Genomic DNA, 10,538 nt, shown 5'->3' with positions numbered 1-10,538 from the left:
CGGTGGCGGCCACAAGGTGCTGGGCCGCCCAGTAGGACGCAAGAACCGCACACAGGTGGGTTACAGCTACCTGCACACCGCCGTCGACGACCACTCCCGCCTGGCCTACAGCGAGATCCTCACCGACGAGAAACAGGAGACCGCCACCGCGTTCTGGGTCCGCGCCCAGGCGTTCTTCACCGCCGCCGGAATCACCGTCGAGCGCGTCCTGACCGACAACGGATCCTGCTACAGATCCCACGCCTGGCGCGACACCCTGACGGCGGCCGGGATCGCCCACAAGCGAACCCGGCCCTACCGGCCGCAGACCAACGGCAAGGTCGAACGCTTCAACCGCACCCTGCTCGACGAGTGGGCCTACGCACAGCCCTACCGCTCAGAGACCGAACGACGAGCCGCGTTCCCACGCTGGCTCCACACCTACAATCACCACCGCGGACACACCGCGCTGAACGGCAAACCACCCGCCAGCCGCGTCCCCAACCTCACAGGGCAATACACCTAGGCCCCACCGGATTCCGGGCGGCCCGACCCTCCCCGTGTGTGCGGCGCGGGCGGGCGGCCCGGCGGTGGGCATGGCCCGGTCGTGGGATCCCCGACCCTGACCATCGCCCCACGGGCGGGCCGCGCCGACCCTCACACCGAGGGCCGGGACCGGAGGCACGAACCCCGGTCCCGGCCCTCGGGCGGTTCCTAGGCGGCTGCGGTGTGGACCGCGATCTGGCGTTCGGCGAGCGCCGCGGCCTCCGCGTTCTGGCGTGACTCGGCGACCACCAGGGCCCGGCCGGCGAGCGCGCGGGCCCTCCGGTGCAGGGCCGCCACACGGGCCGCTTCCGCCCGCCCCCGTCCGGCCGGAGCCGGGGAGAGCCGCAGCGGCGGACGCCCGTGGTGCAGGCCCGCCACGGCCTCGGCGAGCTGCTCCGCGGCACGGTCGAGGTCCGGGCTGCACTCCAGCGCCCGCAGCTCGTCGGTGACGGTGAGCAGGGCGGCGAGGTGTCCGGCGAGCTGGAGGTCCAGCTCCTCGTCACGACTGCGTCGCGGAGAGGTGGGCGCTGCCGTCGTATGGACCGATTTGGTGCGGATCGGTTCGTACATGGGTGCACTCCTCCTGCAATCAGGAGTACATCCTACCTTGGACTCAGTCCAAGGAGGGAGCTTTTCGAGGTATTGGCCCGGGCTACGGCTGCCCGTAGCCGTCCAGGAAGCGCGCGATCCGGCCCACCGCGTCCGCCAGGTCCTCCTTCGCCGGCAGCGTGACCAGGCGGAAGTGGTCCGGCTCCGGCCAGTTGAAGCCGGTGCCCTGCACCACCAGGATCCGCTCGGCCCGCAGCAGGTCCAGCACCATCTGCTGGTCGTCCTTGACCTTGTAGACCTTCGGGTCGAGCCGCGGGAACGCGTACAGCGCGCCCTTCGGCCGCACGCAGGTGACCCCGGGGATCTGCGTCAGCAGGTCGTACGCCACGTCCCGCTGCTCGGCCAGCCGGCCGCCCGGCAGCACCAGGTCCTTGATCGACTGGCGGCCGCCGAGGGCGGTGGCCACCGCGTGCTGGGCCGGGACGTTCGCGCACAGGCGCATGTTCGCCAGGATGGTCAGGCCCTCGAGGTAGCTGGTCGCGTGCTCCTTCGGGCCGCACACCGCGAGCCAGCCGCTGCGGTAGCCGGCCACCCGGTAGGCCTTCGACAGTCCGTTGAAGGTCAGCGTCAGCAGGTCGGGGGCGACCACCGCGGTCGGGGTGTGGGTCACCCCGTCGTAGAGGATCTTGTCGTAGATCTCGTCCGAGCAGACGATCAGGTTGTGGCGGCGGGCGATGTCGGTGAGCTGCCGCAGCAGCTCGTCGTCGTAGACCGCGCCCGTCGGGTTGTTCGGGTTGATGATCACCAGCGCCTTGGTGCGGTCGGTGATCTTGCGCTCGATGTCGGCGAGGTCGGGGAACCAGTCCGCCTGCTCGTCGCAGCGGTAGTGCACCGGGGTGCCGCCCGACAGGGAGACCGCAGCCGTCCACAACGGGTAGTCGGGCGCCGGGATCAGTACCTCGTCGCCGTCGTCCAGCAGCGCCTGCATCGACATCTGGATCAGCTCGGAGACGCCGTTGCCGAGGTAGATGTCCTCGACGTCCAGCTCGACGCCCTTGGTCTGGTAGTGCTGCATGACCGCCCGCCGCGCCGGCAGGATGCCCTTGGAGTCGCCGTAGCCGTGCGCGCCGCCGAGGCTGCGCAGCATGTCCTCAAGGATCTCCGGGGGGCACTCGAAACCGAAGGCGGCGGGATTGCCGGTGTTCAGCTTCAGGATGCGATGACCCGCCGCCTCCAGCCGCATGGCCTCCTCCAGCACCGGGCCGCGGATGTCGTAGCAGACGTTGGAGAGCTTCGTGGACTGGATCACCTGCATGTCCGTGAGCTTACGGGCACGTACCGGGGACCGCCCCGTGTTCTTGGCCACGTATGCGCCGAATGGTGACGTGCCGCTACTCTCGCCGCATGTTCTCGTTACTCAACGACGAACCTGTCGCCAGTGCCGACGACGACCTCCTCGGCGCGGGGCGCGCCGCGCGGCAACTCGCCCGGCTGCTCCTCGACTCGCGCGGATCCACCCCGTTCACCCTCGCCGTCGACGCCGGCTGGGGGACGGGCAAGAGCAGCCTGATGCGCCTGCTCGACGCCGAGCTCCGGGGCACCGCCGACGTCCACACCGTCTGGTACAACGCCTGGACCTCACGCGGTGCCGACGCCCTGGAAGGTCTGATCAAGTCCGTCCTGACGCAGTTCGACCGCCGGCTGCTGCGCCGTGCCCTGCACCGCGCGACCGAGCACCGTGCCCTGCTGCGGACCCTGCGCGCCGCGGCCACGCTGCTCGCCGGACCGCTCGGTGCGGCGGGCCTGGTCGACGAGCTGTGGCGCAGCCTCTCCGTCAACGCCCAGGCCCGCAACGAGATGCGCGACGCCCTGCGGGACCTGGCGACGCAGTGGGCCGGCACCGGCGAGCACGCGCCGCGCCGGCTGCTCGTCGTCTTCATCGACGACCTCGACCGCTGCGCCGAGGAGACCGTGCTCGCCGTCTGCGAGGCCGTCAAGGTCTACCTCGACGTGCCCGGGGTGGCCTTCGTCATCGGCTGCGACCGCTCCGCGCTGTTCCCGGGCGGCCTGCTCGGCGACCTGTCCCCGGCGGGCTCCGCCTTCATGGAGAAGGTCTTCCAGACCAACTACCGCGTACCGCCCCCCGAGGACATCGAGGGATACGTGCGCGGATGCGCCGAACGGGCCGGCATCGGTGCGCTCCTCGACGACACCCACGTCAACCTGCTCGCCGAACGCACCGGGGGCAATCCACGCCGCGTCAAGAGGCTGCTCAACGGTTTCGTCCTGGAGGCCGGACTCAACCCCGTCTGGCAGGACTTCGGCCCCGAGGTCATGCTCCGCATGCTCCTGCTGCAGTACCTGTACGGCGACTTCCACGGCGTGCTGGTCGGCGGACGCGGCAACGACGCGATCCAGGAGTTCCTGGACTACCGGGCGGTGCGGCGCCTGCTGCGCTCGCCCGCGGTCCCCACCGGCCAGGGCGACGCACTGGTGCGCCGCCTCCTCACCGAGCACGAGGTGCCGCTCGCCGCCGACCCCGGACCGGAGGAGCGCGCCCGGGCCCTGGCCGAACTGGAACGGCAGCTCCCCCCGTCCTTCCCCGCGCTGGTCGCGGACCGCGCGTTCACCTCCCTCGTCGACGACCTCGTCCGCATGCCCGAGGCCGCCGACCTCATCCACCGCCTGCGGCGCTCCCCACTGGCCGCCGTGATCACGACGGTCGACCTGGACCAGGCCGTCTCGCAGGCCGCACCCGAGCCTCCCCGGGCCCCGGAGGACGGCCCGTACACCGGGCTGCGCGTGCTGTGGATCGACGACAACCCCGGGACCGTCGCCACCGAGGTCCGGGCCCTGCGGCACAAGGGAGCCGAGGTCGAGGTCGTCGAGGACCGTGCCGGTGCGGAGGAGCGGTTGCCGCTCGCCGTCCCGGACCTGCTGATCTCCGACATCGAACGCCACGGCGACCCGGAGGCGGGCTTCACCGACCTCGAGCACCTGCGCGGCACCGGCCGCTACACCGGCCCTGCGCTCTTCTACGCGGGCTGGGTCGCCCCGGAACGCGAGGAGCGCGCCCGCCGGGCCGGCGCCCTCGGCCTCGTCTGCGAACCTGCCGCGCTGCGCGACCTCATCGACCACGTCCTGCGGCAGCCCGACTCCGCACCGAGCGTCCCGCCAGGACGTCCGTACGGCGGCCGTCCTCGATGACGAACCGCCCGTCGACGAGCACGTACGGGATGCCGGTGGGCAGCGTGCGCGGCGCCTCGTACGTCGCGCCCGCGGCGACCGTCCCCGGGTCGAACAGCACCAGGTCCGCACGGTGGCCCTCGCGGACCAGGCCGCGGTCCGGCAACCCCAGCCGGGCCGCGGGGCGTCCGGTGAGGTGCGCGACGCACTCCTCCAGGCCGAGCACGCCGAGCTCGCGCACGTAGTGGCCGAGGTAGTGCGGGAAGGTGCCGTACGCGCGGGGATGCGGCTTGTCGCCGACGAGCAGGCCGTCGCTGCCGCCGGTGTGGACGCGGTGGCGCATGATCGCCCGGACGTTCTCCTCGTGACCCACGTGCTGGAGGACCGTCGTGCCCAGGCGGTCCTCCAGCAGCAGCCGGCGCGCCGTCGCGAAGTCCGGCAGCCGGCGCCCCACATGGCCCGCCAGGGCGGGCTCGCGCACCCCGGAGACCTCCAGCGTCCGCCACTCCACGGGCACGCCGTGGCAGCCGTCCGACCCCTCCACCTCCATCGCGTGCCGGATGCGTTCCGCCTGCGCGTCGTCCCGGAGCCGGGCGAGGGTCGCCTCAGGACCACCCTCCGTCGCCCAGCTCGGCAGGGTCGCCGCGAGCGTCGTGCAGCCCGGCAGGTAGGGATACGTGTCCAGGGTGATGTCCGCCCCCGCGGCGAGCGCCTCGTCCAGCAGCGCGAGCAGTTCCGGCGCACGGCCCGCGTTCACGCCGAAGTTCATCGTGGCGTGCGCCAGGTGCAGGGCGCAGCCCGCCTCCCGGGTCACGGCGATCATCTCGGCGTAGGCCTCGAGCGCGCCGGCGCCGTAACTGCGCTGGTGCGGGCAGTAGTAGCCGCCGTGGGCGGCCACGACCCGGCACAGCTCGGTCAGTTCGGCGTCCGAGGCGTACATCCCCGGGGTGTACGTCAGCCCGGACGACATCCCCACGGCCCCCTGCGCCAGCCCCTCGGCGACCAGTTCCTTCATCCGGTCCAGCTCCGCCGCGGTCGCCGGACGGTCCTCCCACCCGACGGCCAGCATCCGTACGGTGCCCTGCGGGACCAGGTACGCGGCGTTCACGGCGATGCCCCGGTCCAGGCGGTCCAGGTACTCGCCGACGCTGCGCCAGTCGTACTCCAGGCCCTCGGGGTCGCCGTTCCACCCCGCGAGCTGGCGGCGCAGCCCGGCCAGGGTGCGGTCGTCCACGGGGGCGTACGACAACCCGTCCTGGCCCAGCACCTCCAGGGTCACGCCCTGCGCCGCCTTCGCCTCGTGCGCGGGGTCCGTGAGCAGGGCCAGGTCGCTGTGCGCGTGCATGTCGATGAACCCGGGGGCGAGCACGAGCCCGCGGGCGTCGAGCGTGCGGCGTGCGCCGCGCACCGTCCCGATCTCGGTGACGCGGCCGTCCACGACGCGCACGTCCGCCCGGTACGCCGGGGTCGCCCCGGACCCGTCCACGACGGTCGCGCCGCGAATCGCCAACTCCATCCGTGCGTCTCCTTTGTGCGTGTTCTTCGTCTGCGGCACCGTTGTGGTCGGGGTTGGCGGTTTTCCCGTCGCCCTCCCGATTGCCCGGCGCGGTCAGTGACCGCGCCGCGCGGTCGTTGTGGGGTCGGTGCCGCACCGGGCAATCGGGAGGGAGGGCGGGGGATGCCCGCCGCAGGCGCAAACAACCCGCACACAAACAACCGGGCCGTCAGAAGAACGTGCGGACGAAATCCGTGACGACCCCACCCGTGTCCACGACAGGGATGAGCTGCCACTTGTCGAACGCCGTGCACGGATGCGACACCCCCAGCCCCACCCAGTCGCCGACCGCCAGGTCCCGTGCCCCGGGGGCGACGTCCACGAACGCGTGCTGGTCGGCGAGCTTCGTGACCGTGAGCCCGGCCGCCGGGACGGCGGAACCGTCGGCGCGGCGCACGAGCTGCGGCACCGGGAGGTCGAGGTCGTACGGCGCGTCGCGCTTGCCCGCGTTGAGGAGGGCGAGGCCGGGCTCGGGCCGGGAGAGCACCTGCGTCCAGAGGCGGAAGGCGGGCTCGAGCGACCCCTCCGCGGGGATGCGGTCGTGGAACGGCGTCAGATCGCGGTAGTGGACGTCGTCGTGCGTGACGTACGCCCCGGACCGCAGGAGCCCGAGCACCGGCAGGGACAGGTCCCCGAGCGTGCCGAACGCGTCCGCCACGGCGTCGAACCACTCGCTGCCACCCGCGCTCACCACGATCTCCTCGACGCCGGTGAAACGCCCCGCCGCGTCGAATTCCTGTGCCAGCTGCACGAGTTCGACAAGCCACGCACGCGGGTCCGCCGCCGGCGCCTCGTAGCCCGCGACGCCGACGAGCCGCAGGTGCCGTGCCGCGGCGACCGCGTCGGCGACGCGCGCCGCCTCCTCCGGGCCGCGCACGCCGGTGCGGCCTCCCTCCGCGCCGAGCTCGACGACGACGTCCACGACCGCCGTCAGGGCCGCGTCCATCAGCTCCACCCCGCGCACGGAGTCCACGTAGCAGACGAAGCGGAACTCCGGGTCGCCCGCGAGCTCGCGGGACAGCCAGCGCAGCGCGGCCGCGTCGACGAGCTCGTTGGCGAGGAAGACGCGCCGCACGCCGAACGCCCGGTAGACCCGCACCTGGTGCGGGGCGGCGGCGGTGATGCCCCACGCGCCGTGGGCGAGCTGGCGGGCGAAGAGCTGTGGGGCCATGGAGGTCTTGCCGTGCGGCGCGAAGGCGAGGCCGTGCTTGCCGGTCCAGTCGGCGAGCTGGGCGAGGTTGTGCTCCAGGGCGGGCTCGGAGAGCGTGAGCAGCGGGGTCGTGAAGCCGCCGTCGAAGACGGTGCGGCGCTCGGCGGCGAGTTCGCCGACAGTCAGGCCGTCGGCGTCCGGCGGCAGCCCCTTGAAGCGGTGGTCCACCCGCTCCCGGTGCAGCTCGTCGATGCCCGTGACCTGGTCCATCCCGCCTCCGTTCACCGCTGTTGCAATATGTGCAACGACCGTTGCGTACCATGTTTCCCGCTGTCTAACATCCCGGCCAGCACCGGGTCAACGGTGCGCGGAGAGGAGCGGAAGTGACCGGGACCGTGGGCGTGGCCCTGGACGTCGTGTGCGTGGGCGAGTCCATGGTCACCTTCGTCCCCTCCGTGCCCGGGCAGCGCCTCGCCGACGCGGCCGCCTTCGACCGTGGGACGGGTGGCGCGGAGTCCAACGTGGCCTGCGCGCTGGCCCGTCTCGGCCATGCCGTGCGCTGGATCAGCCGGGTGGGCACCGACCCGTTCGGGGACCACCTGGTGGCGACGATCGCCGCGGCCGGCGTGGACGTCTCGGGGGTGCGCCGCGACCGGGAGCGCCCCACCGGGGTCTACTTCCGCACCGGCGACGGCGAGGTCGCCTACTACCGGGCGGGTTCGGCCGCCACCGCCATGGGCCCGGGCAACGTCGCCCGCCACGAGGCCTGGGCCGGCCGGGTCCTGCACCTGTCCGGCATCACGCCCGCGCTCTCCGAGGGGTGCGCGGACCTCGTCCACGAGCTCACCGCCCCCGCTCCGGGCCGCCCGCTGGTCTCCTTCGACGTCAACCACCGCCCCGCCCTGTGGCGTTCGGCCGACCCGGTACGGCTGGCCCGGCTCGCCGCGCGCTGCGACCTCGTCCTGGTCGGCGAGGACGAGGCCGAGGCCGCCTGGGGCCTGCCGGACGCCGACGCCGTGCGCGAGGCCCTGCCCGGTCCCGCCGTCCTCGTCGTCAAGCAGGGCGCGCACGGTGCCACCGCGTACGAGGGCGGCGCCGACGGGGTCTTCGTGCCCGCGCCGGACACGCCCGTCGTCGACCTCGTCGGGGCCGGTGACGCCTTCGCCGCGGGGTTCCTGTCGGCGACTCTGCGCACGCTCCCGCTGCGGGAGCGGCTCGCCCGGGGCCACGCCCTGGCCGCCGCGGTGATCGGGGTACGGGGCGACTCCCTCGCCACCCTCGGTGACGAGGCATGGGGGAGACTGCGCGCATGAGCCAGACCGTGGACCGCGCGCTGCGCATCCTGCCCCTGCTCGCGGAGGGGCCCGCCAACCTCGAACAGGTCGCCACCCGCCTGGACGTGCACAAGTCCACCGCACTGCGGCTGCTGCGCACCCTGCACGAGCACGGCATGGTCTACCGCCAGGACGACCAGCGCTACCGCCTCGGCGCCCGGCTGTTCGCCCTCGCCCAGGAGGCGATGGAGAACCTGGACGTCCGCGGTATCGCCCACCCCCACCTCGCCGCCCTGGGCGAACTGACCGGGCACACCGTCCACCTCGCGGTGTACGAGGAGGGCGAGGTCGTCTACATCGACAAGGTGGAGAGCCGCTACCCGGTCCGCATGTACTCGCGGATCGGCAAGCCCGTCGCCATCACCGTGGCCGCCGTGGCGAAGCTGCTCCTGGCCGACCTTCCCGAGGCGGAGCGGCGCGCGGTCGCGCAGGGCCTGGAGTACCCGCGCTACACCGCGCGTTCCACCACCGACGCCGCCGCCTACCTCGCCGAACTCGCCCGGGTCCGCGAGCAGGGCTGGGCGAGCGACCTGGGCGGCCACGAGGAGTCCATCAACTGCGTGGCCGCGCCGATCCGCGGCGCCGACGGGCGCGTCATGGCCGCCTGCTCCCTCTCCGCCCCCAATGTGGTCGTCAGCGCGGAGGAACTGCTGAAGCTGCGCCCGCAGGTCCGGCGCACCGCGGAGGCGATCAGCCGCGAGTACTCCGGAAGGCCGAGCGAAGGAACCAGATGAGCGAGAAGACCGCGATCACCCCGGCCGGCCACACCACCCCGCCGGCCAGGTTCTCCCACGGTGTCCGCAAGGGCAACATCCTGCAGGTCGCCGGTCAGGTCGGCTTCGGCCCCGCCGTGCCGGGTCAGGCGCCCGCGCCCGTGGGCCCGGGGCTGCGGGAGCAGACCCTGCAGACCCTCGCCAACGTGCAGGCGGTGCTGGAGGAGGGCGGCTCGTCCTGGGAGGACGTCGTCATGATCCGGGTCTACCTCACCGACACCGCGCACTTCCCCGAGTTCAACGCCCTCTTCGACGAGTTCTTCGCGAGCCTGAAGGGCGCCCCCGCCGCCCGTACGACGGTCTACGTCGGCCTGCCCGCCGGACTGCTCGTCGAGATCGACGCCCTCGCCGTCCTGGGCTGACCGGGCGGCGTCGCCGGCGCGGTGGGCCCGGTGGTCCGACGTGACACCGCGCCCCCGGGGGACGGGACCTCTCCCGGGGGCGCGGTGCGTCGGTGACGGTCCCGCCGGTTACGGCAGCCCGTGCACGTGCGGGCCGACGGTGCCCGAGAAGGCGTTGCCGTTGGTCGCGTCCCAGTTGGTGGACCAGGTCATCGCGCCGCGCAGCCCCGGCCAGGTGGTGGAGGGCTTGAAGGAACCGCAGTTGGTGCCCTTGGTCAGGCAGTCCAGGGCGTTGTTCACCACGGTCGGCGAGACGTAGCCGCTGCCCGCCGCCCGGGTCGACGCCGGCAGGCCGAGACCCACCTGCGAGGGGGCCAGACCGCTCTGCAGCTGGATGCAGGCCAGGGCGGTGATGAAGTCGACCGTGCCCTGCGAGTACACCTTGCCGTCGCAGCCGTTCATGGAACCGCTGTTGTAGTACTGGGTGTTGACGACGGTCAGGATGTCCTTGATGTTCAGGGCGGTCTGGAAGTAGCCGAAGGACGTCGACTGCATGTCGATGGTCTGCGGGGCCATCGTGATGACCAGCCCGGAGCCGGCCTTGGCCGACAGGGAGCGCAGCGCCTGCGTCATGTAGGTCGCGTTGATCCCGTTCTCCAGGTCGATGTCGACGCCGTCGAACCCGTACGTCTGCATCAGCGAGAAGACGCTGTTCGCGAAGTTGTTCGCCGAGGCGGAGTCGGTGACGCTGATCGTGCCGTTCTGGCCGCCGACGGAGACGATGACCTTCTTGCCGGCCGCCTTCTTCGCCGCGATGTCGGTCTTGAACTGGCTGACCGGGTAGTTCAGCGCCGGGTCGAGGGTGAAGGAGACCGCGCCGGGCGTGGTCGTGGCGTCGGCGAACGACACCGCGATGATGTCGTACTGGCTCGGGACCTGGGCGATGGTCTGGACGGTCGCGCCGTTGTTGAAGTTCTGCCAGTAGCCGGTGAGCACGTGCTTGGGCAGCGAGCCGCCGCCGGTGGGCGTCGGCGTCGGTGTGGGCGTCGGTGTGGGCGTCGGTGTGGGCGGGGGCTGTCTCTTATCCACTTCTGCCGCTGCCGACGCATGGCCTTGTTTAGCGCT

The 10,538-nt window shown here is 72.5% G+C and carries 10 protein-coding genes; 5 read left to right on the top strand and 5 right to left on the bottom strand.

Annotated elements, in window-relative coordinates; translation table 11 throughout:
• A partial coding sequence (locus tag PV341_RS40045; RefSeq protein WP_500360360.1) for an integrase core domain-containing protein occupies positions 1 to 505 on the top strand: 505 nt, incomplete at its 5' end.
• Between the two features lie 188 nt (positions 506 to 693).
• Here PV341_RS40045 and PV341_RS40040 read toward each other — a convergent pair.
• Together PV341_RS40040 and PV341_RS40035 are read right to left on the bottom strand one after the other, a co-directional pair.
• Complete coding sequence (locus PV341_RS40040) at positions 694 to 1,095, bottom strand: SCO4983 family protein (protein WP_500326771.1); 402 nt, start codon at positions 1,093 to 1,095, stop codon at positions 694 to 696.
• Positions 1,096 to 1,177: 82 nt separating this feature from the next.
• A complete protein-coding gene (locus PV341_RS40035) occupies positions 1,178 to 2,389 on the bottom strand; it encodes a pyridoxal phosphate-dependent aminotransferase (protein WP_500326773.1) in 1,212 nt (403 codons plus the stop codon).
• Between the two features lie 89 nt (positions 2,390 to 2,478).
• Here PV341_RS40035 and PV341_RS40030 point away from each other — a divergent pair, with 89 nt between their 5' ends.
• The gene (locus PV341_RS40030) at positions 2,479 to 4,281 is read left to right on the top strand and encodes a P-loop NTPase fold protein (protein WP_500360359.1); all 1,803 of its coding nucleotides are present in this window, start codon (positions 2,479 to 2,481) and stop codon (positions 4,279 to 4,281) included.
• On the opposite strand, the gene PV341_RS40025 is transcribed toward PV341_RS40030, so the two are convergent.
• Together PV341_RS40025 and PV341_RS40020 are read right to left on the bottom strand one after the other, a co-directional pair.
• Entirely contained in the window at positions 4,202 to 5,776 is a 1,575-nt protein-coding gene (locus PV341_RS40025; protein ID WP_500326776.1) for an N-acyl-D-amino-acid deacylase family protein, read from the bottom strand. The genes PV341_RS40030 and PV341_RS40025 overlap by 80 nt on opposite strands.
• A gap of 208 nt (positions 5,777 to 5,984) precedes the next feature.
• Positions 5,985 to 7,235 carry an alanine racemase gene (locus PV341_RS40020; protein ID WP_500360358.1) on the bottom strand — a complete coding sequence of 417 codons (1,251 nt, stop codon included), beginning with the start codon at positions 7,233 to 7,235 and terminating at the stop codon, positions 5,985 to 5,987.
• A 113-nt stretch (positions 7,236 to 7,348) separates the two neighbouring features.
• Here PV341_RS40020 and PV341_RS40015 point away from each other — a divergent pair, with 113 nt between their 5' ends.
• The 3 genes from PV341_RS40015 to PV341_RS40005 are packed head-to-tail and all read left to right on the top strand — an operon-like array spanning position 7,349 to position 9,434.
• On the top strand, positions 7,349 to 8,278 hold the full coding sequence (locus PV341_RS40015) for a sugar kinase (protein WP_500360356.1): 930 nt from the start codon (positions 7,349 to 7,351) through the stop codon (positions 8,276 to 8,278).
• Positions 8,275 to 9,033 carry an IclR family transcriptional regulator gene (locus PV341_RS40010; RefSeq protein ID WP_500326782.1) on the top strand — a complete coding sequence of 253 codons (759 nt, stop codon included), beginning with the start codon at positions 8,275 to 8,277 and terminating at the stop codon, positions 9,031 to 9,033. Before PV341_RS40015 ends, PV341_RS40010 begins: the two co-directional genes overlap by 4 nt.
• Positions 9,030 to 9,434 carry a RidA family protein gene (locus tag PV341_RS40005; protein WP_500326783.1) on the top strand — a complete coding sequence of 135 codons (405 nt, stop codon included), beginning with the start codon at positions 9,030 to 9,032 and terminating at the stop codon, positions 9,432 to 9,434. Before PV341_RS40010 ends, PV341_RS40005 begins: the two co-directional genes overlap by 4 nt.
• A gap of 108 nt (positions 9,435 to 9,542) precedes the next feature.
• On the opposite strand, the gene PV341_RS40000 is transcribed toward PV341_RS40005, so the two are convergent.
• Positions 9,543 to 10,538 (bottom strand): chitinase (locus PV341_RS40000; RefSeq protein ID WP_500360355.1); only part of this gene is annotated, 996 nt, incomplete at its 5' end.

Source organism: Streptomyces sp. PA03-1a (genome assembly GCF_033792805.1).
Classification (GTDB): domain Bacteria; phylum Actinomycetota; class Actinomycetes; order Streptomycetales; family Streptomycetaceae; genus Actinacidiphila.
Note: the sequence above shows the minus strand (reverse complement) of the source record. Positions and strands in the feature narration are given on the sequence as shown.

Coding starts and splice junctions, on each gene's coding strand:
- PV341_RS40020 (WP_500360358.1), bottom strand. CDS start 7,235: ATGGACCAGGTCACGGGCATCGACGAGCTGCACCGGGAGCGGGTGGAC.
- PV341_RS40005 (WP_500326783.1), top strand. CDS start 9,030: ATGAGCGAGAAGACCGCGATCACCCCGGCCGGCCACACCACCCCGCCG.
- PV341_RS40025 (WP_500326776.1), bottom strand. CDS start 5,776: ATGGAGTTGGCGATTCGCGGCGCGACCGTCGTGGACGGGTCCGGGGCG.
- PV341_RS40030 (WP_500360359.1), top strand. CDS start 2,479: ATGTTCTCGTTACTCAACGACGAACCTGTCGCCAGTGCCGACGACGAC.
- PV341_RS40035 (WP_500326773.1), bottom strand. CDS start 2,389: ATGCAGGTGATCCAGTCCACGAAGCTCTCCAACGTCTGCTACGACATC.
- PV341_RS40040 (WP_500326771.1), bottom strand. CDS start 1,095: ATGTACGAACCGATCCGCACCAAATCGGTCCATACGACGGCAGCGCCC.
- PV341_RS40010 (WP_500326782.1), top strand. CDS start 8,275: ATGAGCCAGACCGTGGACCGCGCGCTGCGCATCCTGCCCCTGCTCGCG.